The organism is Bradyrhizobium sp. sGM-13, assembly GCF_018398875.1.
GTDB lineage: Bacteria > Pseudomonadota > Alphaproteobacteria > Rhizobiales > Xanthobacteraceae > Bradyrhizobium.
This window is the reverse complement of the sequence record NZ_JAGWDK010000002.1, coordinates 143,058-166,471: the sequence shown is the minus strand read 5'-3', so window position 1 is coordinate 166,471 and position 23,414 is coordinate 143,058. Positions and strand designations below refer to the sequence as shown.

The window sequence follows — 23,414 nt, the reverse complement described above, 5'->3', positions numbered from 1 at the left end:
GTCAGGATTGGATTATCGGGATGGAAGAACTCGTCAATCTTTTTCACGGCTTTGCAGTCGCGCTGCAGCCGTTCAATATAATGGTGATGGTTCTCGGCATCGTGCTCGGCGTCATCATCGGCGTGCTCCCGGGACTGGGCGGCGCCAACGGCGTTGCCATCCTGTTGCCGCTGACATTCTCGATGCCGCCGACCTCGGCCATCATCATGCTGTCCTGCATTTACTGGGGCGCGTTGTTCGGTGGAGCGATCACCTCGATTCTCTTCAACATACCGGGCGAACCATGGTCGGTAGCCACCACGTTCGACGGCTATCCGATGGCGCAGCAGGGCAAGGCCGGCGAAGCACTGACGGCCGCCTTCACCTCCTCCTTCGTCGGCGCGCTGTTCGCAGTCGTCATGATCACGCTGGTCGCGCCGCTGGTTGCAGGTTTTGCACTGCAATTCGGGCCTGCGGAGAAATTCGCGGTCTATTTCCTGGCGTTCTGCAGCTTCGTCGGCCTCAGTAAGGAGCCACCGTTCAAGACCATCGCGGCCATGATGATCGGCTTTGCGCTTGCCGCTGTTGGACTCGATTCCATCACCGGCCAGTTGCGGCTGACATTCGGCTTCACGCCATTGCTGAACGGGTTCGACTTCCTCATCGCGGTGATTGGACTGTTCGGTATCGGCGAAATCCTGCTGACGATGGAAGAAGGGCTCGCCTTCCGCGGTGGAAAAGCCAAGATCAATTTGCGGGTCGTGCTGCAGACCTGGAAGGAATTGCCCAAGTACTGGATGACTTCATTGCGTTCCTGTTTCATTGGCTGCTGGATGGGCGTTACACCGGCGGGCGCTACTCCGGCCTCGTTCATGAGCTACGGCATCGCGAAGCGCATGGCGAAGAACGGCAAGAACTTCGGCAAGGGCGAGATCGAAGGCGTGGTCGCACCGGAAACCGCGGCCCACGCCGCGGGCACCTCCGCCCTGCTGCCGATGCTCTCGCTTGGCGTGCCCGGTTCTCCGACGGCTGCTGTGTTGCTCGGCGGCCTGTTGATCTGGGGCCTGCAGCCCGGACCGATGCTGTTTGTCGAACAGAAGGAATTCGTCTGGGGCCTGATCGCCTCGATGTATCTCGGCAACATTGTCGGCCTCATCGTCGTGCTGACCTGCGTACCGATTTTCGCAGCTATCCTGCGCGTGCCTTTCAGCATCATTGCGCCACTGATCCTGGTGCTGTGCGCGATCGGCGCCTATTCGGTCCATAGCAGCACGTTTGACGTCATGCTGATGCTGGTGTTCGGCGTGATCGGTTATCTGCTCAAGAAGTGCAACTATCCCCTCGCGCCGCTGGTGCTGGCGATCGTGCTCGGCGACAAGGCCGAAGAGGCCTTCCGCCAATCGCTTCTGGGATCCCAGGGATCGTTTGGGGTATTCCTTTCCAATCCGCTGGTCAGCACGATCATGATCCTGGGATTGATCGCGTTGTTCTGGTCGCTCATTCAGGAAGGATATAGCCGCCTGCGATCTGCGGCGACCGCATGATTGAGCTCTAAGCAAAGCAATAGCTTAAGACGCTTCCGACGGATTGGGCCGCGCAACCGCGCGGCCCTTTTCGTTTGTGCACTTTTCCACCGAACGCGGGCGAATTCTTAAAACGTGTGGAAATTTTTCTCTTGTCTACTGGCATAACATATACCACACTCGCGCCGAGCTGTCAGGCAACGATAGAACAGCAGCCCTTTGGAGGAAGAATGACGGATACAGTGCACGGAGCAGCCCCCGTCGCGGAGGCGCGAGTGAGCGATGCCTATCGCTGGACTCAATTGGCCATCGGCGTCGCTGCGATGGTGATGATCGCGAACTACCAATATGGTTGGACGTTCTTCGTCCCCGACATCCAGCAGAAATTCGGATGGGATCGCGCCTCGATCCAGTGGGCATTTACGCTGTTCGTGCTGTTCGAGACCTGGCTGGTGCCGGTCGAGGGATGGTTCGTCGATAAATACGGCCCGCGCCTCGTCGTCCTGATCGGCGGCATCCTCTGCGCCGTCGGATGGGCGATCAACGCCCAGGCGACCACGCTCAACGGCTTCTATCTCGGCATGATCATCGCAGGCATCGGCGCGGGTGGCGTGTACGGCACCTGCGTCGGCAACGCGCTGAAGTGGTTTCCCGACAAGCGCGGCCTCGCCGCCGGCATCACCGCCGCCGGATTCGGCGCGGGCTCGGCGCTGACCGTTGCGCCGATCCAGGCCATGATCAAGGACTCCGGCTTCCAGACCACCTTCCTCTATTTCGGTCTCGGCCAAGGCATCATCATCGTCATTCTCGCCTTCCTGATGTTCTCGCCGAAAGCGGGACAGGTGCCGACGGTGCAAAACAGCAACGTGATCCAGACCCGGCGCAACTATCAACCCACCGAAGTAATCCGTCAGCCGATCTTCTGGCTGATGTATTTCATGTTCGTGATCGTCGGCGCGGGCGGATTGATGGTGACGGCCAACCTCAAGCCGATCGCCGTCGACTGGAAGGTCGACAGCGTGCCGGTGACGCTAATGGCGGTGACGATGACGGCGGTGACGTTCGCGGCCACGATCGATCGCGTCCTCAACGGCCTGACCCGTCCGTTCTTCGGCTGGATCTCCGACATGATCGGCCGCGAGAACACCATGTTCATCGCGTTCGGCATGGAAGGCATCGGCATCTGGGGCCTCTACATGCTGGGCCACGACCCGGTCTGGTTCGTGCTGCTGTCGGGCTTCGTGTTCTTTGCCTGGGGCGAGATCTACTCTCTCTTCCCATCGACCTGCACCGACACCTTCGGCGCGAAGTTCGCGGCCACCAATGCCGGCCTGCTCTACACCGCAAAGGGCACCGCGGCGCTGTTGGTGCCGGTGGCGAACTACATGCAGCAGTCGTCAGGCACTTGGGACACCGTGTTCATCGTCGCGGCCGGCGCAAATATCCTGGCCTCGGTGCTGGCGATCGCGGTGCTAAAACCCTGGCGCAAGATGGTGGTCGCCAAATCGCAGATTGCGGCCTGACCACACCGATCCACGGCAAGAACAAGACGCGTTCACCTCCGGGTGGGCGCGTTTTCTTTTGACGACCAGCAAGCTCTGGCATACCTGACGCCACATTGAGACCGATAAAGCCCGAGGCCCTCCCCCTGGAATGTCACGGCACGTTCCAGAAACGTCAATAATACTGCCTATTTATCTCGATCTTGGCTGCGAAAATTCCACGTTCCGCGTGTTGACAATTGGCATTATGTATACCAGACTTCGCTATAGTCACCCAAGGAGGTTGCCATGCAAGTCGGAGATATCCTGCGCAAGAAAGCCGCCCGTGTCGCAACGGTCCGCATGAACGAGACCGTCGCCATTGCCGCGCAACTGATGCGCTCCGGCAATATCAGCGCGCTGGTCGTAAAGGATGTCGTCCGCACCGAAGGCAACACGGCGGTCGGCATGTTCACCGAGCGCGACGTGGTTCGCGCGATCGCCGAACACGGCGCAGCCGGCGTGAACATGCGCGTCTCGCAATTCATTTCGGTGCAGCAGCTCGTCTCCTGCACCTCGGCGGACACGCTTGAGCATGTCCGTCACCTCATGAGCAAGCATCACATCCGCCACGTGCCGGTGATCGACAATTACAGCCTGATCGGCGTCATCAGCATTCGCGACATCACGGCAGCGTTCGACGACGAAGCAACGCCCTACAGACTGGCCGCGTCGGCCTGACCGGTCCCTTCGAACTCCGCCGGCATTTCATGGGCCGCACTCCAGGGAAGCCGGCGGTATCGCACCGAAAATTCGGCTTAACTCCTGTCGCAAAGCAGGCGCTCGCAATTTTGCGCCGGAGGTGTGGCGCGCCGGAAAGCATTATCTGTGGGAGGGCGCATGGCGCGTAACATTCTGATCCTTGGAGCCTCGTATGGCTCATTGCTGGCGACAAAGCTTTTGATGGCGGGTCACAGCGTGACCCTGGTTTGCCGGAAGCAGACGGCAGAACTCATCAATCGCGACGGCACCGAAGTTCGCATCAAGCTGCGCGACGAGGCAGCCCACCGGCCGATCTTCTCGCGCGACCTGCCTGGCACCCTGGACGCGGTCGAGCCCGCCGACGTCGATCTTTGCCGTTATGATCTGGTTGGTCTTGCGATGCAGGAGCCGCAATACACCGACCATGCGATCCAGGCTCTGATGATCAAGATCGCCGAGGCGAAGCTGCCTTGCCTTTCGATCATGAACATGCCGCCCCTGCCCTATCTCAAACGGATCCCGGCGCTTGCGAAAATGGAGCTGGAGGACGCCTATACCAACGCTGCGGTATGGGAACGGTTCGAACCGGGTCTGGTGTCGCTCTGCTCCCCTGATCCGCAGGCCTTCCGTCCACCGGAAGAGGCGGCAAATGTCCTTCACGTCGGCCTGCCGACAAACTTCAAGGCAGCGTCATTTGCGGATGAGAAACATAACTTGCTGCTTCGGGAGCTGGAAGCCGACGTCGATGCGGTGAAGCTGGATGGCCAGGACGTTCCGGTGAAGCTCAAAGTGTTCGATTCGATGTTCGTCCCTCTGGCCAAATGGTCGATGCTGTTGACGGGGAATTACCGCTGCATCACGCCGCACGAGCCGCAATCGATCTGCGACGCGGTGCACGGCGATATCAATCTCTCGCAGTCGATCTATGACCATGTCGATGCCATTGCCCAGCGCCTCGGTGCCGATCCCAAGGATCAGGTCCCTTTCGAGAAATACGCCAAAGCAGCAGAAAGCCTTCTCAAGCCCTCGTCGGCGGCCCGGGCGGTCGCTGGTGGCGCGCCTTCCATCGAGCGCGTCGACCTTCTGGTGAAGCTGATTTCGCATCAGCTTGGCGTACCCAACGCCGAAATCGACCGTACGGTCCAGATCGTCAACCAGAAACTGAATAAGAGCATCGAGGCGGAAGCATCCGACGCGCCTCGAGGCGTTCCAGTCTCAGCAAAGTAGAGCCTTATCGGCTCTGATTGAGCTAAAAGCGGCTCTAGTCTCTTGTTTCAAGCGCTTCTTACGCGAACGGTCCCTGCTTCGCTCAAAAACGCGCTCGATCATTGGCCGCCGACAGGCCAATTCGAGCCCATCCCCCGCAATGTGCACGGGCCCACCGCCGCGGCGCGGGATGGGCGTTTAGCAACAGTTAAGACTTTTGCGCAAATGATAGACAACCAGCGCAACATTTTAGATCGCCGCAAGAATTGCGAGCGCACCTCAGGCCCCTTTTTTGAGGGATTAGCATGAGAACGCTTCTCATTGGTGTTCTGGCTGCGACCCTGGTTGGCTGTAGCTGCCTCTTACCGCCGCAAGCGAGCATGGAAGCATGCACAGACGCGAGTGGGTCCGGCTGTCTCAACGGGATGGCGGCCAGTCGGCCGATTGAACCGGCGTCAGCGCCACCCAAGCCCCATTCTGCGGCAACAAAAGTCAAGTCCGCAATCGCGACGAAGACGCAAGAGCCGTCGATTGACGTCCGCGACGGGCACCAACTCGCTGAGAAAAAGGCGAAGTCCGCCATGATCGAAGCGAAAGTCGAAGCTCCGGCATCTGGTCGGCCCGCTGAGACGTCCGATCCGGTCATTATCAAGGCGAAGACCACGATTGCTGCGAAGTTGGAGGAGCCGGCGTCCGCCGAGTTCGGTGAGATGAAACGGGCCATCCGCAAAAATACGCTCGGGCAGTCCGTCGACACCATTTGCGGCCGTGTCAAAGGAAAAACGGCGTCGGGCGAAGATACCGGAGACAGGCCGTTTCTATATCTCGTGACGGAAGATGAAGCATACGTCGTCGATGGCCCCGCCAAGTCGGCTTCGGCGAGCGCGTACCGCAATATTTGCAGCTAGCCGGAATAATAAGACCGCTGAAGATCTATTGCGACGGACCAGAAGGTCCGTGACGACGTTGCGAACGAACTCGAAGCTCGGAAGCAACGTCGCGATCAGCAGCAATTCGCTGCAGAGTGTGTGGGGCAGATTTGCTCCATGGAAAATGGAAATCAAAACTTGTGGAGACAGCTAATCTCTGACTTCGGGGACATCATGGACGATTTTTCTAATTCCGCGGAACTAGCCTCGGTATCACAAAACTCGCCGGTGCTCGTAATCATCGAGCAACATGTACTGGCGCGTACATGCATCCTCAATATTCTCAAAAGAGAACTCACTGGATTCGAGATCGTCGAGATGGCAACGACCAGTGGCCTGAACTGGCTATCCGGTAGAGACATCCGCTTGATTGCGCTGAATATCGGGCACAAGCAGATCACTGATCCCTCGATCGAGGAGAGCCTCGCCCTCCTTGCAGAAACCTGCCCGAAAGCGTCCGTTGCTGTGTTGTCAAACCGCGACGACGATGCGACGGCTTCGGCCGCAATGCAACGTGGAGTGCGCGGCTTCTTTCCGACATCGATCCCGGTCGAACTCGCTATTGCCGGATTACGCCTGGTCCTTGCCGGTGGGGTCTACCGACCGTTACCGATCGTTGGGCAAAATGGAGGGACAAGCCACAAGACGATATCGGGATGCCCAGATACGTCCGAGCTATTCGGAACTAACGAGGGCAACGGCGCCACCAGGATTGTGCCGGAGAAGGCGATGGTCGACCTTACGCCGCGCGAACAACATGTGCTCGAGGCGCTGCAGCTTGGCCTTCCGAACAAGTTGATTGCCGTCAGGCTCAACCTGTCGGAAAATACCGTAAAAATGCATATTCAACGTATCATGCGAAAATGCTCCGCGCATAACCGCACCGAGGCGGTCGTTCGCTGGAGCCGGCGAGCCAACGGTCATGCCTAGCCCCTCACGCATGCGATCATCTTGAGAGCTGCCCGAGGTCGCCGGTCGGGTCGCAAGCTTAATCCTCGCGGAACGCGCCGTGGAAGCTGTCGAGCAGAGGGCTGAGAGCGTAGAGCGCCACGGTGCCGCGACCCGTCTTGATGAACACCTGGGCCGGCATTCCCGGAACAATCTGGACATTATCGATCCCGGCGCCGACCAGATCCTGAACTCGAATCTTCGCTGCGTAGTACGGCTGATCAGTGCGCTTATCGACTAGACGGTCGGCAGAAACGTGCGTCACAGTCCCATGGAGACGTGGCATGCGGCGCTGATTGTAGGGCAGGAGATTCACTTCGGCGCTCAGTCCGGGACGGACCACATCGATGTCTTCGGGCCTGACGCGCGCAATCACGATGAGCCGATCCTGCCGGGGAACCAGATCCATGAGAGGTGCCCCGGCGCCGATAACGCCGCCTGGCGTATGGATCTTCAGGTCCGTTACCACGCCGTCCTCGGGCGCCTTGACCGTCGTTCGCGAGAGTTGGTCGTCGGCCGCCCGCAATCGTTCCCATATCTGAAAGATCTGGTTCTGTACCTCGCGCAGCGACTGCGCGATCTCGTTTTGACGATCATGCTCCAGTTTGAGGAGAACAGCCTCGGATTCGTTGATGACCTGCCCCGCGCGCGATATCTGCGCGACAATCTCTCCCCGCCGTCCTTCGATGTCAGCTATCTCTCGCTCGAGGTTCAGAAGCCGCGGGCGCCGCTCAAGCCCCTTGCTGACGAGCGTGGCCACCGTTGCCGCTTCCTCGCGGACGATGTCGATGCGCCTTGCGGCCGCGCTTTCCTGCGCCCTGAGGCCCTCGATCTCCTTTTCCACCTGCGACCGCTTCTCCCGATTTACGGCCGCTTGCGATTGAAAGACCTGCCGGCGCGTTTCGAAGATGGCTTGCTGACCCGCAAGGACATCCGCGACTGATGGACTCGCCATCTGCGCCATCTCCAACCTGGCCGGAAATGATACCCGCTCGTCTCCGCGCTGTTCCGCCTGCAGCCGTGCCTCTCGCGCCGTCGCCTCCCACAACTGGCCTTGCAGGCTCTGGGCTTCGGCACGGGCCTTGGTGTCCTCCAACGAGATCAGCGTTTGTCCAGCACGGACAACGTCACCGTCCGCGACCAGAATTTCCCTGATGATGCCGCCCTCAAGGTGCTGAATCGTCTTGCGGCTCGACTCGGACTCGACGGTGCCGACAGCAATCGCGGCGCTCTCGAGGGGTGCATAGGTCGACCAGGTACCGAGACCGATGACGAAGCCGAAAACCAGGAGATTTCCTGTCCAGGTGACACCGCGCAGCCGCTCGCGGAGCGCCGGCGGCGCCGACCTCAGCCACCGTGGAACGTCCCAGATCTCTACGTGAGCGAATGCAATCTTTAGACGAGGCCATCCTCTTCGGGCAAAGAGACGGTGAAGACGTTTGATGCGGATCCAGGTGACACCGCGCAGCCGGTCGCGCAGCGCCAGCGCCGCCGATCTCAGCCAGCGTGGAATCTCCCGAACATCGACGTGAGTGAATGAAATCTTCATGAGACAGGTTCACGCGCAGTAACTTGAGGCCTTGCCAAACACCGTTCGAAAATTTCCCTGCTCTCACCGAATGCGCTGATCGCGCCGCCCTGCATGATGGCGAGCTTGTTCGTTGCGCCGAGGATCCCGATCCGGTGGGTGATGATGATCACCGTTGTATTGGCCGCCTTCATGCGTTCGATGGCGTCGAAGAGCATGCGCTCGCCGAGACTGTCCAGGCTGGAGTTCGGCTCGTCGAGGACCACGAGGTGCGGGTCGCCAAAAAACGCCCGTGCAAGGCCGAGGCGCTGGCGAAATCCACGTGGGAGGTTGGCCGCTGCGCCATTGACGACTGTATCGTATGCCTGCGGGAGACGAATGATCGTCTCATGAAGGCCGGCCAGCTTCGCTGCCTCAGTGATCTTCTGCAGATCGGCGTCGTCCAGCCGTGCAATGATGTCCTTTACTGTTTCTCCGACCAGATCGATATCCTGCGGGAGATATCCGAGGCGCCCGCCGCCGCGCGAATCGTGCAGGGCTAGAATATCGATGCCGTCGAGCAGGACCGAACCTGCCGTCGGCACGGAGATTCCGGTGATGATCCTGCCGAGCGTGGATTTGCCGGAGCCAGATGGACCAATGATGCCCAGGCATTCACCGGGTGCGAGACTGAATGAGACGTCCTTCAGCATCCAACAGTCCGATCCTGAGACGGCGACGCCAACATTGTTGACAATGAGATTGCCCTTCGGCCTCTCCGGCAGGTCGCTGACGTTCGCAACCGTGGTGACGGCGGACATGACGTCGTTGAGCCGGCGGTAGGCGGCCAAGGCCATCGCGAATGCCTTCCAGCCTGCAACCGCCCCTTCAACGGGCGCGAGAGCGCGTCCGAACAAAAGCGTCGTGGCAAAGATGATGCCGGGACTTCGGCTTTGCTCCAGGACGAGCCAGGCGGCAGTACCCATGATCAGGACCTGCGCCAGCGCCCGCGCGGGTTTGGAAATCAGCATGATGGTTTCATGGCGGCGCTGGACCACCTCTTGCTCGCTCCTGGCATCCTGCGCAGTCTGGCGGATCAGGCGCGCGGTGCCGTCGAGCATTCCCATAGCCCTGATCACGTGGAGGTTTCCGACGGCCATGCCGAACCATCCCTGGCTCCTCGTCGCCGCGGCAGCCGACCGCGCCCGCGGTGCTTCCGTGAACCAGTCTTCGGCAAGCCCGAGCCCAAGCAGGAAGAGCACGCTGAGCACACCTATCACGCCGAGCAAGGGATGCACGAGGAAGAGAACCCCGAGGAAGAGCGGCGTCCAGAGCGCGTCAAACAGAGTCGAGCAGGCTCCGGACTGGGCGAACTGACGCAGCACCGCAAGATCGCGATAGGCATCCGATGCCCGCGCCCGATCAGCATGGGCGCATTTGAGGCATGCGGAGAGCGCTGCCGGATGGAGTTCTTCTTCAAGCCACTCGCCCATCCGGCCCAATGCGGCGCGGCGCAGCGCATCAAGCACCCCGCCGACCACGACGGTAAACGCGACGATGAGCGTCAACATCAGGAGCGTATCGCCGCTGCGGCTCGACAACACGCGATCATAGATCTGAAGCAGATAGATGGAAGGCGCGAGAAGAAGGAGATTGTAGCTGCAGCTATACGCGAAAACGAGTCCGAACGACCCCGCGCAGGCCCGCAACGCCGACTTCAACGGCGTCCGCGGTGGTGACATCGTCTGCAGCCGGAGCGGTGGCATCAGCATTGCGGTCCCGCCAGATTTGAAGTCCGAACCTTCCGCCCATTCCTCGTCGACTCCGCGACGAATTGAGAACCGGCGGCATTGCGCCGCCGGTCTCACCCCACACAGGCATTGCTCAGTTGAACATGCCTGAATCGTCGATATGGAAGTACTTGGAATCGTTGAGCACGTCGTTCAGGTTCGCGGATTCGATGCTGGCCTTGAAGTAGATATCTCCGCCTTCGGCCTTGTTGTTGTTTCCGCCATCGCCGCCGACGCCGGCCATCACGGTCTGACTCTGGTCCGCAGCGAGCCAATTGTCCTGATAGGCCTTCGTGTTGGCATGCACGTCGGACTTGTTATGGCCGCTGTCGGATTTCTGGTCGCCATTCGAGACGGCCTTGCCGCCCTCTGCCTTGGAATGCTTCTCCGCCTTCGCATTCGCGCCCCCGGCGTCCCAGTATGCCTTCTGATAGACGTCATCGCCGTTCTTGACGTGGACGTCGGCGCCTTCGGCCTTGTTGGTCGGGTTGAAGTGGATGCTCGGGTTGCTGATGATATTACCCTCGTTGTAACCGTCTCCACCGTTCCCTGCGCTGTTGCCGCCGGTCGATGCCTTGAACACGATCGTGTCGGAAGGAAATGATGCCTTTGCCATGTGAGACTCCCTGACTTGGTTTGTGCACTGTGCGTCCCAATGTGGACAGCAATGATCTTGGATTTGGACACCGGAGCGGTCTAGCCGCCAAAGCTGATGCCACCCAGTGGCAACGGTGTACGCCCGAAATGCTACCGTCGCGCCGCCGAGATCTGGGCAGCTCCAGTGCTGCTCGAGCGGTTTCGAGTGAAGCGAAGAGGTTCGCGCCAGGAAGACGCGTCAAATCAAAACCTGGAATCGCGTTTCGATTCTGTCGAAACCGAAAAGGCTCTAGGCATGATCCAGCAGGTGAAGGTCCGACAACAGATGCATGGCGAAATCGCCGCCAAGCGCAGCATTGCCGTGGCCGCCGTCGCCACCGATTCCGGCAATCTGGATCACGCTCTGGTCGAACACGACATTGTTGCTCTGATGAGCCTCGGCTGTTGAACTGTAGCCGGCGACCGCAATGTTGATCGGGGCGTAGATCGCAACGTCGATGTCGACCATGCTTCCCGAGAAATGGCCGTTGCCGCCGTTGCCGGCGCTGTTGTTGCCGGTCGCTATTACGTCAGAGCCGATTAATTCGAAGATGGAAGAGAAGATGTCTGCAGTTCCGCCAACCGCGTGATTACCGTTCCCGCCATCACCCCCCACGCCAGCCATCTGAAAAGCGGATTGATCGAACACCACATTGTTTGTCTGTTCGGCGTTGGCGGTGGAATTGTATCCCGCCACCGCGATGTTGATCGGATAGTAGAGCGCAAAAGTCGCGTGAACCATGCCCCCGTAGGCGTATCCGTCGCCACCGTTTCCGGCGTTGTTGTCGCCGGTACCGAGCGCGTCGGAGCCGGTAGACCCGACCGCACTGACATTTCCACCCGATGCGGCATTTCCGTTGCCACCATCGCCGCCAACTCCCGCGATCTGGGTCGCGGATTGATCGAACTCCACGTTGTTCGTCTGATGGGCGTCGGCCGTCGCATGGGCACCCGCCACCGCCATATTGATCGGGTTATAGACCGCGACAGGAGCATGCACCATTGCTCCGGAGAAGTAGCCATCGCCACCATTTCCGGCACTGTTGTCACCGGTGGCGATCACGCCAGGGCCGGCAGGCCCGAGCGCGCCGACGCTTCCGCCCGATGCGGCGTTCCAATTGCCGCCATCACCGCCAACTCCCGCGATCTGGCTTGCGGACTGATCAAAATAGGCGATGCTCGTCTGATTGGCGAGGGCTGGCGCATGGACGCCCGGCCATGCCACGTTGAGTGGCTCGAAACCAGCGTAGCTGCTATGGATCAGGCTCCCGGCAAAATGACCTTTGCCGCCATTGCCGGCGCTGTTGTCTCCCGTGTGGGTCAGGAAGCGTGGCCATGAATGCTCGGACAGCCACCACGAGCCTGGCAGATCGTTTCCGAGCTGAGCCTTGCGGTCGAGGGGAACGTGATGAACAGGGTCCGGTACACTCCGATGATTCATGACTGTTGCCCTACCGAATTGTTTCGCGCCGACCGGACGGACGCCTCCCGCACTCAAGAGAGAATGTCACCTCGGCAAGCCAAAAGCCGAGTCGTCAATTCGGATCGCAGACGTTCGGGCGATAGACACGATATCGGTTACACCCGTTCGGGTATGGTACTTGCGTGAATCCAGACCCTCCGCGGAAATGAATTGTACCGGGAAATTAGAGGGCAGACGTGAGCAATACGCGATTCACCGAACTCGTCGGCGCCGAGCACCCGATTCCAGGGCGGCATGAACCGATTATCCTATCACTTCTGGCATGATCATTACGGTGATCATGATCCCGGCTACCGGAATGAGCCTGAGCTTTTCGAGAAGGTTTACCGGAACCTAAAGGAACCTCAGACGTTCTGGTTCGCGGAAATGAGCAGCGCCGTCGCCCCGGCGCAGCAAGCGCAGACGCCGAGGCGTTGCGCTGCGCTGGTCGGAGGAAACGCTCATGAGACTCACTCTTTCGGTCATCAAGGCTGACATAGGCTCCGTCGGCGGTCACACCAAACCGTCCACACGCATGATGGCGGCTGTCGAGGGCGAGGTCGCGAAGGCGATCTGCGATGGCCTGCTGATCGACGCTTTCGTCTGCCACACCGGCGACGACATCGCGATCATCATGACGCACACACGGGGCGAAGGGAGCTCCGAGGTGCATCAACTTGCCTGGAAGGCGTTCCTCGCGGCCACCTCGGTCGCGAAAACCTCCGGGCTTTATGGCGCCGGCCAGGATCTTCTCGTCGACGCACCGTCCGGAAATGTCCGTGGCGCCGGCCCGGGCGTCGCCGAGCTCAGCTTCGAGCACAGCCTCTCGGGCACGAGACCTGCGGAGTCCTTCATGGTGTTCGCCGCCGACAAATGCGGCCCCGGCGCCTACAATCTGCCGCTCTACCTCGCCTTTGCCGATCCCATGTATTGCGCCGGGCTGATGCTGCCCCCGATGATCAAGGGATTCCGTTTCCATGTCATCGACATGGACCACACGGCCGGCGACAGCCTGATCGAACTCGACGCGCCCGCGGACGGCTACCACATTGCCGCGCTGCTCCGCGACAACGAGCGCTTTGGCATTGATCGCATCGTTTCCCGGACCCATGGCGAGGTCGCCGTCGCCGTTTCGGCGCAGCGTCTTCACGCGATCGCAGGCAAGTACACCGGCAAGGACGATCCGGTCGCGATCGTGAGGAACCAGGGGATATTCCCAGCGCCTGAAGAAATCGTCTCGCCGTTCGCGAAGGCGCACTTCGTAGGCGGCGATGCGCGCGGCTCGCACGTGATGCCGCTCATGCCGGTGCCAATTAACACACCGGTGACAGGCATGTACTGCCTGCCGATCGTTTCCTGCACCGGCTTTTCGATCGACAAGGACGGCCGTTTTTCGGAGTCCTTTACCGATTTCTTCGACAACCCGGCGTGGGACGAGGTCCGCCGGCGCGCCCAGAGCAAGGCAATCGAGATGCGCAGCCAGGGCTGGTCCGGTGCTGCGATGCTGCCCTATTCCGAGCTGGAGTATGGTGGCTTCCGCGACACCGTATCCTCACTGCTGAAGCGCTTTCAGGTGCGCAAGGAGCGCAGGCCGGAAGCGGCCGAGTAAGCGATCGCCTGCGAGGTGGGTATGGCAAAAAGGCGTATCGGCATTCTCACGGGCGGCGGCGACGTTCCCGGTCTGAACGCCGTCATCAAGAGCGTGACTTATCGCGGCAGCGAGAACGACATCGAGGTCGTCGGCCTCCGCCGTGGTTGGGAGGCCCTCACGCACGTGAACCTCGAGGACCCGGCCAGCAGGTCCCACTACATCATCCCGCTGAACCGTGACAACACGCGCACCATAGACCGGAGTGGCGGCACCGTGCTGCACTCGAGCCGCACCAATCCGTCCAAGATGAAGAAGCTGCCGGATCATCTCGTCGGCAACGACTTTCCGGTCTCGCTCAGCACCAAGAGCGGCATCGCAACCAAGACGTGGGACGTCACAAGTCAGGTGCTGGCGAACCTCTCGGGGCTCGGCATCGAACATCTGATCGCCATCGGCGGCGACGACACGCTCAGTTACGCAGCCAAGCTCAACGAGCTCGGCGTCAAGATCATCGCTATCCCGAAGACGATGGACAACGACGTCCGCAACACCGAGTATTGCATCGGCTTCTCGACCGCGATCACCCGCGCCAGCGACGCCATCCAGCGGCAACGCACCACTGTCGGATCGCACGAGCGAATCGGCATTTTCCGCGTCTTTGGCCGCGATGCCGGATTTACGGCGCTCTACACCGCATACGCCACCTCGATAAGGTGCGTCATACCGGAATACAAGGTCGATCTCGACAAACTGATCCAGTTGCTCGTCGAGGAGAAGCGCGCCAACCCAAGCAACTACGCGCTGGTCGTGCTCAGCGAAGGCGCCGCGTGGGAGGGCTACGAGGTGCAGGAATACGGGGAGCCTGATGCCTACGGCCACCGCAAGAAGGCGAGCGTGGCGGAATCGTTCGCCGACGAGATCAAGCGACGCGTCGGCGAGGAGACGATCACCTCCGATCTCACCTACGACCTGCGATCGGGCAATCCGGACTTCATGGACAAGCTCGTGGCCCTGACGTTCGGTAACATGGCCTACGATGCCATCCTGGAAGGCAAGACCGGCCGCATGTCGGCGCTGGTGGAGGGACGCTACGACCTCGTGCCCATCCCTAACGCCAAGCTCGGGCCGCGCAAATTGGACGTCGCCAACACATACAACACGGAGCGCTACCGCCCCATCTACGGCAATAAGCGAGGGCTGCCGATCTTTCTCACCCGCGCGTCATAGGGCGGCAGTGATAACTCCCAGGAACGTCTCCTGCGGGTGATCTCGGAAATGCCGGACTCCGTGCGGAATTGTTCGCACTGCGAAAACAAGCCGCGCTTTTGCATGATGGCGTTGCCCTGATCACCGCCCGCCCCCGGTAGACTTTTGCGGGGGGTGACGGCATCCTGCCGCTCAATTCTCACAAGAAAGACGTGCGCGGGCGTCCCGCGCCGGGAAACCAGAGGGCAGGACATGATCAAGACGCGATTCACCGAGCTCGTGGGCGTCGAGCACCCGATCGTCCAGGGCGGCATGCAATGGGTCGGCCGCGCCGAGCTGGTTGCGGCCGTTGCCAATGCCGGCGCGCTCGGGCTGATCACCGCGCTGACGCAGCCGACGCCCGAGGACCTGACAAAAGAAATCGCGCGCTGCCGCGACCTGACCGACAAACCGTTCGGCGTCAACCTCACCATTCTGCCCGCGATCAAGCCGCCGCCTTACGCCGAGTATCGCCAGGCCATCATCGAGGCCGGCATCAAGATCGTCGAGACCGCCGGCAACAAGCCGCAGGAACATGTCACCGAATTCAAGAAGCACGGCATCAAGATCATCCATAAATGCACCAGCGTCCGCCACGCGCTGTCGGCGGAGCGGATGGGCGTCGACGCCATCTCGATCGACGGCTTTGAATGCGCCGGCCATCCCGGCGAGGACGACACGCCCGGCCTGATCCTGATCCCGGCCGCCGCCGACAAGGTGAAGATACCGATGATCGCCTCCGGTGGTTTCGGCGACGGCCGCGGCCTGGTCGCAGCGCTGGCGCTCGGCGCTGAGGGCATCAACATGGGCACGCGCTTCATGTGCACCAAGGAAAGCCCGATCCACCAGCTCGTGAAGGAGCGCATCGTCGCCAATGACGAGCGCGAGACCGAATTGATCTTTCGCACCATGCGCAACACCTCGCGCGTCGCCAAGAACGCGATCTCGACCAAGGTGGTGGCGATGGAAAGGGAAGGCGCGAACTTCGAGGACGTGCGCGAGCTCGTCGCCGGCGCCCGCGGCAAGATGGTCTACGCGACAGGCGATGCCGATGAAGGCATCTGGTCGGCCGGCCAGGTCCAGGGCCTGATCCACGACATCCCGACCTGCGCCTCACTGGTGTCGCGCATCATGCGGGACGCGGAAGCCATTATCTGCAGCCGGTTCGAAGCCATGCTGTCGGGCGCGCAGCGTCAGGCGGCAGAATAAAAGCGGTCTCCGCCAACAACGAGAAGAGCCCATGAAAGCCTATGTCTACGGCGCCAACGGCGCCGAAATATCAGAGGTCGCAAAACCTTCGCCGAAGGGCACGCAGGTGCTGGTCAAGGTCCACGCCTGCGGCCTCAATCGCGCCGACCTCGGCATGACCAAGGGGCACGTGCACGGCGCGGCCGGCGGCGTCGGCACCGTGCTCGGCATGGAATGGGCCGGTGAAGTCGCCGAGCTCGGGCCTGACGCAAAAGGCGTTGAGGTCGGCGACAAGATCATGGGCTCGGGCGCAGCCGCGTTTGCCGAATATACGCTGGCCGACCACGGCCGGCTGTTCCGCGCGCCCTCGAACATGAATTTCGAGGAAGCCGCCACCCTCCCCGTGGCGCTCTCCACCATGCACAACGCCGTCGTCACGTCAGGCGCGCTGCAGCCGGGCCAGAGCGTGCTGATCCAGGGCGCCAGCTCCGGCGTCGGCCTGATGGCGATGCAGATTGCAAAACTGAAGGGCGCCAAACTCGTGATCGGCTCCTCGACAGACGCGATGCGCCGCGGCCGCCTGAAGGAGTTCGGCGCCGATCTCGCAATCGATTCCAGCGACCCCGGCTGGGTCGATCAGGTGCTCAACGCCACCAACGGCGAAGGTGTCGACCTGATCGTCGACCAGGTTTCCGGCAAGCTCGCCAACCAGAATCTCGCCGCCACCAAGGTCAAGGGCCGCATCGTCAATGTCGGCCGGCTCGGCGGCACCCACGCCGATTTCAATTTCGACCTCCACGCCGCCCGCCGCATCAACTATATCGGCGTCACCTTCCGCACCCGCACCATTGAGGAAATCCGCGAGATCTTTGACGAGGTCCGCAAAGACATCTGGCCGGCCGTGGAATCCCGCAAGCTGCAACTGCCGATCGACAAGGTCTATCCCTTCGCCGAGATCGGCAAAGCGTTCGAGCACATGGAAGCCAACAAGCACCTCGGGAAAATCGTGGTGGCGTTCTAGCCGCGTGTCCCGGACGCGGTGCAGCGTTCCCCGGCGATGCGAAGCATCGTCCGGTGCGCTGCTCCGCAGAGCCAGGACTCACGCGCCAGTGGACCCCGGATCAGCAGTGCATCACGCCGCAAGCGGCGTGCTGCACAGCATCCGGGGAACGCGGACCGCCGCTCTTCCGGACGACAGCGCAACCCGCAAGCTTACGGCAGCGACCCCCTCAGGTCTGCGACACCAATATCGAGGGTTGCTCGGCCATCATTCTCGGGGGTGGTGCGCGTGCTCACCTCACTGTGTTGGGACACAGTAGTGACACGGCCACCTTTCTCAGCCAGTCCGAGACTTTGAACGACGATCGCGCCAAGCACTAGAAGCGCGACCATCACCAGCCCACTGAGGGCGGGAGTTAGATGTAGATTGGACCCAAAGCGCATCATGACTGCACCCATGCGCATCGCCCGCAGCCCGCTGCAATAGCGTCGTTGAGTCGTTAGGCGATTTGGTGACGCGGCGGTGGCAATCCGGCGATCACTCTCACGCACCGTGCACTTCAACCCAAGCGCTCGCATGGATGAAGCCGAGTATCCGCACCGACGCCAGTTCGGTCGGGGACTCTGCAAGATCGGCGAGCGGCGCGCGCGCCGCTGCTACCCGGCGCGACTGCGTTGCTCAATATTGGCCGCCGGTCCCCCCGCGCGGACATGGCGAGTACCGGATGGCAGTGTTTGCGAGCCCGCGATACTTTTCCACGGACTAATCGTTTCGACGATGATGTTGATTCCGGCCAACGCGCTGTCGATTTGGCGCTGCACGTTGTTGACCTCGGCCTGCAGGAAGTCCTGCATTTTTTGGAGCTCCGAAGCCAAGCCCTGAAGTTCGCCTATCGAATTTGAGGTCAGCCGGGCGACGGAGGAGTTGATTCGTTCGGCGCTGATCTCCAGCTCGCTAGAGGGCTGCGACTTCTCTTGCGTTTCCGATTTGCTGAGTTGTGTCGCCAAAGCCAATTCCGACGGAGGCGTTTTTTCGTCGGGTGCGGCGGACGTTCGGGTATCCATCAGGTGCTCCCTTGGTGCCGGTTGTCGCGACGCCAATCCCGAACCAGATTGGTTAATAATCCGTTAAGCCTGATGCAGATTGGTTAATAATTCGGTAAGGGGAAGCCGAGGCCGTCGTTTTTCGATCATCGCGCCTCGCCGGCAAACGCCTGCCGCAGTTCCGACAACCGGTCGAGCGCCGCCTGCGGCAGCGGGCCCTTCTCCACCGCGGCGAGTGCATCCTCGAACTGCCCCGGCGTCGCCATGCCGACCAGGATCGTGCCCATCGCCGGATGAGAGATCGCAAACCGCGTCGCGGCCTCGGTCAGGCTGGCGGCAAATCCCTCCTCCACCAGCGGCATCAGACGGCGCGCGCGATCGACATCGGCATCGTAGCTCATGGCAGAGCCGATCGGTTCCGGCGCAGCACCCGCAATCGGATGACGCTCGGCCGAACCCGACAGCGCCCCGCCGGCCAGCACGCGGATGCCCACGGCGCCGACGCCGGCCGCCTCTGTGTGATCGAACAGCCGTCCATAATCCTGCGCCGGATAGCGCGCCGGCAATTCGCCGGCCGCAGACGGATTGAGCATGTTGTAGACGACCTGCGCGCTGTCGAAGACGCCAGCATCGATCACCTGATGCAGCGCCGCCGTATCGCCGAGCGCCGTGATTCCGAGAAACCGGATCTTGCCCTCTCGCCGCAGCCGCTCGAACGCCGGCACCACCTCGTCCAGCACCTGCCGGACGCTCAGCGCCGGCCCGCCGCCCTGCTCGGTAATCGGATTGTGCAGATGAAAGATATCGACCCGCTCGAGCCGCAGCCGCGCCAGACTGCCTTCGAGCGATAGCCGCACCGCCTCATCAATCCGGCCACGATCGCCAGGCGGCAACCGGACCTTGGTGGCGACAACCACGTCGGCCGGCTTCAGCTTCTGCAAAACCCGGCCAAGGTTCCTTTCCGATTCCCCGTCGCCATACTGCACGGCGGTGTCGAAGTAGTTGACGCCAGCCGCAATCGCCCGCGCGATGGTCCGCTCCTGGTCGGCCGCATCGCCGCGCACCATCAACCCGCCGACGGCGCCGCAGCCGAAGCCGAGGATCGAGAGCCGCATCCCGGTGCGGCCAAAGGTTCGAAATTGCATCGCTGTTCCCTCCGAGTGGGTGGAGATTATGTGGGGTTGAACGGCCGTTGCTCAAGCTTGATGTTTGATGGCGCATGCCGGCTTAGCCGCGCCCACAGCAACGTGGTGGCGCATTTTTTGTCGGGAAAAAAGCGCAGCGCCCTTTGAGCGCCTTATTTTGAAGCGTAACTTGGGACGCCAAGAAGTAAGAAAAATTGATCGCGGGAGGCACGCCAATGTGCAGGACGAAAAGTTTCGTTTGGGCATCCCTCGCTTGTGTTCCTCGACTAACAGCGCATTTGCAGGATTACGCTTCGGCCGAGACATAGCCGATGATCGCGACAGCGACATCAGGTGCTGATGGCGCACGGCTTGATCGCGGCCGGATTGCATTTCTTGTGTTCGGGCTGGTTGCTGTTCTTTGGCTGACGCGCGGGTTCGCCGCGGCAGGTGAAGCGTTGCAAGTGACGAACGCCCGGGTGCCTGCGTCCGATCAGATCGGTATCGATCTCCCGCTTGTGATGACGATCAGGAACGATGCGCCCGAAGCCGACGCCCTGTTGCGCGTCCGCTGTCCGTTCGCGAACTTCGCCGTAAGGCACACGGTCGATCGCGGCGAAGGCGCGCCAGCCATGCGCGAGATCAAGTCCATTCCAATCCCGGAGAGCAAGACGACCGAACTCAAACACGACGGACATCACGTGATGCTGCTGCAGACGCGGCAGCAACTTGTCGACGGCGAGACGTTTACATGCACCATCGTTTTCCAGAAAGGCGGAACCAAAGAAACGGAGGTGCAGGTTTCACGAACGCCCTGATCGCGACAGCGGCGCGGTGAGCCGCTGAACGAGGCTTCTCAGCTAAACGCCCGGATGTGCCGGACGCTCGATTTAACGTGGACTGCCAAAAGGAGGGCATTTCTCATGGAGCGATTTTCAGGTCACACAAGAATCTCCGCGCGAGCGCGCCTGCTCGCCATTGCAGTCACTGCCGCGGGCATGGCGGCCGCACTGCCGACATCCGCCGCCGACGAGGTCAATCAGGAACGGCTGCTCAACGTCGAGAAGGAGCCGGGCAACTGGCTTCATCATCATCAGAATTACTCGGCTCACCGGTTCTCCACTCTGAAGGAGATCAACCGCGATAACGTGAAGAACCTGAAGGTCGCCTGGACCTTGCACCTCGGCGGCATCGAAGGCGGCGGCATCTGGAGTCATGGCGGACTGGAAGGCACTCCGATTGCCGAGAACGGCTTTCTCTACGTCACCGATGGATGGGGTTCGGTCTACAAGATCGATGCGCATGGTGGCCGCGGCGTGCTGGTCTGGAAGATGGACCCCAAGACCGATCGTGACTGGGCTGGCGCCGTGGCGTGCTGCGGCGTCGACAACCGCGGCGTCGCATTGTGGGGGGATCTCGTCATTTCCCATACGCTCGATGGCCGGCTGATCGCGACCAACAAGGAAACCGGCCAGGTCGCCTGGCAGCGCACGGTGGCCGATCCGGACAAGGGCGAGACGATCACCGGCGCGCCGTTGATCGTCAAGAACATGGCGATCACGGGCGTCGCCGGCGCGGAGTACGGCATCCGTGGTTGGATCGCCGCCACCGACCTCACGACCCAGAAAGAGGTCTGGCGCACTTACACAATTCCGGGCAAGGGCGAGCCCGGCATCGAGACCTGGAAAGACAGTAACAACGCGGCGGCCGCCGGCGGCGGTTCGACCTGGGTGACCGGCACCTACGATCCCGCAACCGACACCATCATCTGGGGCATCGGCAATCCGGGACCGGACTGGGATAGCGCCTATCGGCCGGGCGATAACCTTTACACCGACAGCTCGCTGGCCCTTGACGCCACAACTGGCAAGATCAAGTGGCACTTTCAGCACACGCCAAACGACCCCTATGACTACGACAGCGTGGCGGAAAACGTGCTGGTGGATATCCCCGGGCCCGGTGGTCCGCAGAAGCTCGCGCTCGAAGCGGACCGCAACGGCTTCGCCTATGCGATCGATCGCACCAACGGCAAGTTCGTCTGGGGCCTGCCGTTCGTGAAGAAAGTCACATGGACCAAAGGGCTCGACCCGGAGAGCGGCAAGCCGATCGAGTATGACCCGAATAAGGCCGTGCAGACCTATATCGCGTCGGTGACGCCAAGCCGCACCAACATGGAAACCGACATCTGCCCCGGCAACATGGGCGGCAAGAACTGGCCGCCGACGGCCTACAATCCGGATTTGAAGCTCTGGTACATCCCGGTGATCGAGAGCTGCAACCGCATCAAAGTTGAGGTGATGACCCCCGACAAACTGAAACCGCGGGAGTTCTGGACCGGCGGCGGCCCGAGCCAGCCGTTCAGGATCACCGGCAGCGTGACTGCGATCGATGTGACGACCGGCAAGATCGCCCAAAAAATGGAAACGCCCTTTCCCAATTTGGGCGGCATGCTTGCAACTCCCGACCTCGTCTTCACCGGTCAGCCGTCCGGCGAAGTGATGGCGCTTGACGCCAAGTCATTGCAGAAGCTCTGGGAGTTCAACACGGGCGGCGGCGTCAACGCACCGCCGATGACCTTTACGGTCGATGGCAAACAATACGTTGCCATTCTGGTCGGCCTGGGCGGCGCCTGGGACAAGTGGTTCATCGATTCGACGCCCGAACTGAAGAAGATACAGCCGGGATCGATGCTCTACGTATTCGCACTCTGACAACCCAAAAAAGGAGGGTCCGCCAACCGCGGGCTCTCCTACTTCTTCGACAAGAGACGCAACGATGTTCTTCAGCAGATTCCCGGCGGCGCCAAGCATGCTGCTCGTGAGTGTCGTCGCCCTGAATTTCTCGATTGGTACCACAGCTTTCGGTCAGTCGGCGCAAGCGCCAGCTTCGGATCCGACCAATGCCGGCAAGGCCGTTTTCAGTAAGGCCAATTGCGTGGGCTGCCACAAATGGCACGGCAATGGCGGCGGCGGCTACGGCGGTGATGCGCTGTCGCTGCGCAAGACCGAGCTGACACGCGATCAGATCATTGAAATCGTCGGCTGCGGTCGGCCGGGCACCGGGATGCCATTCTTTATGCGCGGCGCCTACGATGAGGTGAAATGCCACGGCATGAACCGCCAGGACGCGGGGGCACAGATGCCGCCCGAGGGCGGAACGTTTCTGCGGCCGAAGGATATTGAAGCCGTCGCCGACTACGTAATCGCCCACATCAAGGGAGCCGGCGAACCCACTTACGCGGAATGCGCCGCCTTCTTCTCAAGCACCTCGCGGGTATGCGACGTCTACAAGACCCCGGCGCAGAAGCCAGATGATGCGACCGCCAGCACCGGGAAGGGCCAGTGATGCGCAGACTGAGGCTGCCGGGCGTTCTTGCTGCGGGCCTCTTTGCCTGGCAGGCCCTCGCGCTTGCGAGCTCTCCGGCGCGGACCGAAGAATTCAGCGGCAACGATCTGCGTGACATTCGCCTCGGAATGGCAGCGGCCGAGTTGCCGGACACCGGTTACGTCGACTTCTACTGCGCGGCGGATCCGAAGCGCACATTGGCGGGCTGGCAAAACTGGCGTGACTGCCCTGCCGACGCGAATGGAACACGGTCGATCCGATTTAGTTACGATCCGTCGACCAGCCGCGACGGCACGATGGTGGCGGGTCATCCGGCGATCCTCACCCTTCTGATCGACGATACCGCGCGCGTTGCCGGCTTGCAGATCGAGACCGATCCGAAGGCGCGTCTCTATCTCCGGAAGAAGGCGTTTCTCCTGGGGCTGCAGGCTAGATCGCGCTACGGCTCGGACGGCTGGGCATGTACCGAGGGCCAGCCGGGTGCAGGAGACCAGCCAGTGGGAGGCATCTATCTCAAGGAGCGCTGCACCAAGACGATCAGTGGCCGTTCACTCGTCGTCGAACGCAACCTCTTCCGCCGGTCCGATCAGGACAGCAAGAATTTTGTCGACGAATCTCGAATCAGCATCCTGCGAGCCAAGAATTAGCAGCTCTC

Annotated in this window: 20 protein-coding genes; 14 read left to right on the top strand and 6 right to left on the bottom strand. The window is 61.3% G+C overall.

Going from position 1 to position 23,414, the window contains the following annotated elements:
- Nucleotides 1-20 precede the first annotated feature (20 nt).
- The 6 genes from KJQ96_RS03200 (at nt 21) to KJQ96_RS03175 (ending at nt 6,810) form a co-directional block, all read left to right on the top strand.
- Nucleotides 21-1,523: a tripartite tricarboxylate transporter permease gene (locus KJQ96_RS03200; protein ID WP_213251820.1), complete on the top strand. Its 1,503-nt coding sequence runs from the start codon at nt 21-23 to the stop codon at nt 1,521-1,523.
- Between the two features lie 209 nt (nt 1,524-1,732).
- The gene (oxlT, locus tag KJQ96_RS03195) at nt 1,733-3,025 is read left to right on the top strand and encodes an oxalate/formate MFS antiporter (protein WP_213285258.1); all 1,293 of its coding nucleotides are present in this window, start codon (nt 1,733-1,735) and stop codon (nt 3,023-3,025) included.
- Between the two features lie 267 nt (nt 3,026-3,292).
- Nucleotides 3,293-3,724: a CBS domain-containing protein gene (locus KJQ96_RS03190; protein WP_213285257.1), complete on the top strand. Its 432-nt coding sequence runs from the start codon at nt 3,293-3,295 to the stop codon at nt 3,722-3,724.
- 159 nt (nt 3,725-3,883) lie between these two features.
- Nucleotides 3,884-4,972 carry a ketopantoate reductase family protein gene (locus tag KJQ96_RS03185; protein WP_213285256.1) on the top strand — a complete coding sequence of 363 codons (1,089 nt, stop codon included), beginning with the start codon at nt 3,884-3,886 and terminating at the stop codon, nt 4,970-4,972.
- A 560-nt stretch (nt 4,973-5,532) separates the two neighbouring features.
- Nucleotides 5,533-5,859 carry a hypothetical protein gene (locus KJQ96_RS03180; protein WP_249733689.1) on the top strand — a complete coding sequence of 109 codons (327 nt, stop codon included), beginning with the start codon at nt 5,533-5,535 and terminating at the stop codon, nt 5,857-5,859.
- 195 nt (nt 5,860-6,054) lie between these two features.
- Entirely contained in the window at nt 6,055-6,810 is a 756-nt protein-coding gene (locus KJQ96_RS03175) for a response regulator transcription factor (protein WP_249733688.1), read from the top strand.
- Between the two features lie 58 nt (nt 6,811-6,868).
- Here KJQ96_RS03175 and KJQ96_RS03170 read toward each other — a convergent pair whose 3' ends face one another.
- The 4 genes from KJQ96_RS03170 to KJQ96_RS03155 all read right to left on the bottom strand — a co-directional run bounded on the left by KJQ96_RS03170 (nt 6,869) and on the right by KJQ96_RS03155 (nt 12,202).
- Nucleotides 6,869-8,377 (bottom strand): HlyD family type I secretion periplasmic adaptor subunit, encoded by a 1,509-nt coding sequence (locus KJQ96_RS03170; RefSeq protein WP_213285254.1) that lies wholly within the window; start codon nt 8,375-8,377, stop codon nt 6,869-6,871.
- Complete coding sequence (locus KJQ96_RS03165; RefSeq protein WP_213285253.1) at nt 8,374-10,107, bottom strand: type I secretion system permease/ATPase; 1,734 nt, start codon at nt 10,105-10,107, stop codon at nt 8,374-8,376. The genes KJQ96_RS03170 and KJQ96_RS03165 overlap by 4 nt, the downstream gene beginning before the upstream one ends.
- Nucleotides 10,108-10,219: 112 nt before the next feature.
- Nucleotides 10,220-10,741, bottom strand: coding sequence for a hypothetical protein (locus KJQ96_RS03160; RefSeq protein WP_249733686.1), 522 nt, complete (start codon nt 10,739-10,741; stop codon nt 10,220-10,222).
- A 270-nt stretch (nt 10,742-11,011) separates the two neighbouring features.
- Complete coding sequence (locus KJQ96_RS03155) at nt 11,012-12,202, bottom strand: hypothetical protein (RefSeq protein WP_213285252.1); 1,191 nt, start codon at nt 12,200-12,202, stop codon at nt 11,012-11,014.
- Between the two features lie 484 nt (nt 12,203-12,686).
- Here KJQ96_RS03155 and KJQ96_RS03150 point away from each other — a divergent pair, with 484 nt between their 5' ends.
- The 4 genes from KJQ96_RS03150 (at nt 12,687) to KJQ96_RS03135 (ending at nt 17,268) form a co-directional block, all read left to right on the top strand.
- Nucleotides 12,687-13,832: a fructose-1,6-bisphosphatase gene (locus KJQ96_RS03150; protein WP_213285251.1), complete on the top strand. Its 1,146-nt coding sequence runs from the start codon at nt 12,687-12,689 to the stop codon at nt 13,830-13,832.
- Between the two features lie 21 nt (nt 13,833-13,853).
- Nucleotides 13,854-15,041, top strand: coding sequence for a 6-phosphofructokinase (locus KJQ96_RS03145; RefSeq protein WP_213285250.1), 1,188 nt, complete (start codon nt 13,854-13,856; stop codon nt 15,039-15,041).
- A gap of 231 nt (nt 15,042-15,272) precedes the next feature.
- The gene (locus tag KJQ96_RS03140) at nt 15,273-16,268 is read left to right on the top strand and encodes a nitronate monooxygenase family protein (protein WP_213285249.1); all 996 of its coding nucleotides are present in this window, start codon (nt 15,273-15,275) and stop codon (nt 16,266-16,268) included.
- 31 nt (nt 16,269-16,299) lie between these two features.
- The gene (locus KJQ96_RS03135; RefSeq protein ID WP_213285248.1) at nt 16,300-17,268 is read left to right on the top strand and encodes a zinc-binding dehydrogenase; all 969 of its coding nucleotides are present in this window, start codon (nt 16,300-16,302) and stop codon (nt 17,266-17,268) included.
- Between the two features lie 635 nt (nt 17,269-17,903).
- Here the strand turns inward: KJQ96_RS03135 and KJQ96_RS03130 are convergent.
- Nucleotides 17,904-18,311, bottom strand: coding sequence for a hypothetical protein (locus KJQ96_RS03130; protein WP_213285247.1), 408 nt, complete (start codon nt 18,309-18,311; stop codon nt 17,904-17,906).
- Nucleotides 18,312-18,436: 125 nt separating this feature from the next.
- Entirely contained in the window at nt 18,437-19,435 is a 999-nt protein-coding gene (locus KJQ96_RS03125; protein WP_213285246.1) for an aldo/keto reductase, read from the bottom strand.
- Nucleotides 19,436-19,812: 377 nt separating this feature from the next.
- Here KJQ96_RS03125 and KJQ96_RS03120 point away from each other — a divergent pair, with 377 nt between their 5' ends.
- The 4 genes from KJQ96_RS03120 to KJQ96_RS03105 all read left to right on the top strand — a co-directional run bounded on the left by KJQ96_RS03120 (nt 19,813) and on the right by KJQ96_RS03105 (nt 23,406).
- Nucleotides 19,813-20,232 carry a copper chaperone PCu(A)C gene (locus tag KJQ96_RS03120; protein WP_309142358.1) on the top strand — a complete coding sequence of 140 codons (420 nt, stop codon included), beginning with the start codon at nt 19,813-19,815 and terminating at the stop codon, nt 20,230-20,232.
- A gap of 105 nt (nt 20,233-20,337) precedes the next feature.
- Nucleotides 20,338-22,125, top strand: coding sequence for a PQQ-dependent dehydrogenase, methanol/ethanol family (locus tag KJQ96_RS03115; RefSeq protein WP_213285244.1), 1,788 nt, complete (start codon nt 20,338-20,340; stop codon nt 22,123-22,125).
- A gap of 97 nt (nt 22,126-22,222) precedes the next feature.
- Nucleotides 22,223-22,759 (top strand): c-type cytochrome, encoded by a 537-nt coding sequence (locus tag KJQ96_RS03110; protein WP_213285499.1) that lies wholly within the window; start codon nt 22,223-22,225, stop codon nt 22,757-22,759.
- Nucleotides 22,759-23,406, top strand: coding sequence for a hypothetical protein (locus tag KJQ96_RS03105; RefSeq protein WP_249733684.1), 648 nt, complete (start codon nt 22,759-22,761; stop codon nt 23,404-23,406). Before KJQ96_RS03110 ends, KJQ96_RS03105 begins: the two co-directional genes overlap by 1 nt.
- Nucleotides 23,407-23,414 lie beyond the last annotated feature (8 nt).

Coding starts and splice junctions, on each gene's coding strand:
- KJQ96_RS03200 (WP_213251820.1), top strand. CDS start 21: ATGGAAGAACTCGTCAATCTTTTTCACGGCTTTGCAGTCGCGCTGCAG.
- oxlT (WP_213285258.1), top strand. CDS start 1,733: ATGACGGATACAGTGCACGGAGCAGCCCCCGTCGCGGAGGCGCGAGTG.
- KJQ96_RS03190 (WP_213285257.1), top strand. CDS start 3,293: ATGCAAGTCGGAGATATCCTGCGCAAGAAAGCCGCCCGTGTCGCAACG.
- KJQ96_RS03185 (WP_213285256.1), top strand. CDS start 3,884: ATGGCGCGTAACATTCTGATCCTTGGAGCCTCGTATGGCTCATTGCTG.
- KJQ96_RS03180 (WP_249733689.1), top strand. CDS start 5,533: ATGATCGAAGCGAAAGTCGAAGCTCCGGCATCTGGTCGGCCCGCTGAG.
- KJQ96_RS03175 (WP_249733688.1), top strand. CDS start 6,055: ATGGACGATTTTTCTAATTCCGCGGAACTAGCCTCGGTATCACAAAAC.
- KJQ96_RS03170 (WP_213285254.1), bottom strand. CDS start 8,377: ATGAAGATTTCATTCACTCACGTCGATGTTCGGGAGATTCCACGCTGG.
- KJQ96_RS03165 (WP_213285253.1), bottom strand. CDS start 10,107: ATGCTGATGCCACCGCTCCGGCTGCAGACGATGTCACCACCGCGGACG.
- KJQ96_RS03160 (WP_249733686.1), bottom strand. CDS start 10,741: ATGGCAAAGGCATCATTTCCTTCCGACACGATCGTGTTCAAGGCATCG.
- KJQ96_RS03155 (WP_213285252.1), bottom strand. CDS start 12,202: ATGAATCATCGGAGTGTACCGGACCCTGTTCATCACGTTCCCCTCGAC.
- KJQ96_RS03150 (WP_213285251.1), top strand. CDS start 12,687: ATGAGACTCACTCTTTCGGTCATCAAGGCTGACATAGGCTCCGTCGGC.
- KJQ96_RS03145 (WP_213285250.1), top strand. CDS start 13,854: ATGGCAAAAAGGCGTATCGGCATTCTCACGGGCGGCGGCGACGTTCCC.
- KJQ96_RS03140 (WP_213285249.1), top strand. CDS start 15,273: ATGATCAAGACGCGATTCACCGAGCTCGTGGGCGTCGAGCACCCGATC.
- KJQ96_RS03135 (WP_213285248.1), top strand. CDS start 16,300: ATGAAAGCCTATGTCTACGGCGCCAACGGCGCCGAAATATCAGAGGTC.
- KJQ96_RS03130 (WP_213285247.1), bottom strand. CDS start 18,311: ATGGATACCCGAACGTCCGCCGCACCCGACGAAAAAACGCCTCCGTCG.
- KJQ96_RS03125 (WP_213285246.1), bottom strand. CDS start 19,435: ATGCAATTTCGAACCTTTGGCCGCACCGGGATGCGGCTCTCGATCCTC.
- KJQ96_RS03115 (WP_213285244.1), top strand. CDS start 20,338: ATGGAGCGATTTTCAGGTCACACAAGAATCTCCGCGCGAGCGCGCCTG.
- KJQ96_RS03110 (WP_213285499.1), top strand. CDS start 22,223: ATGCTGCTCGTGAGTGTCGTCGCCCTGAATTTCTCGATTGGTACCACA.
- KJQ96_RS03105 (WP_249733684.1), top strand. CDS start 22,759: ATGCGCAGACTGAGGCTGCCGGGCGTTCTTGCTGCGGGCCTCTTTGCC.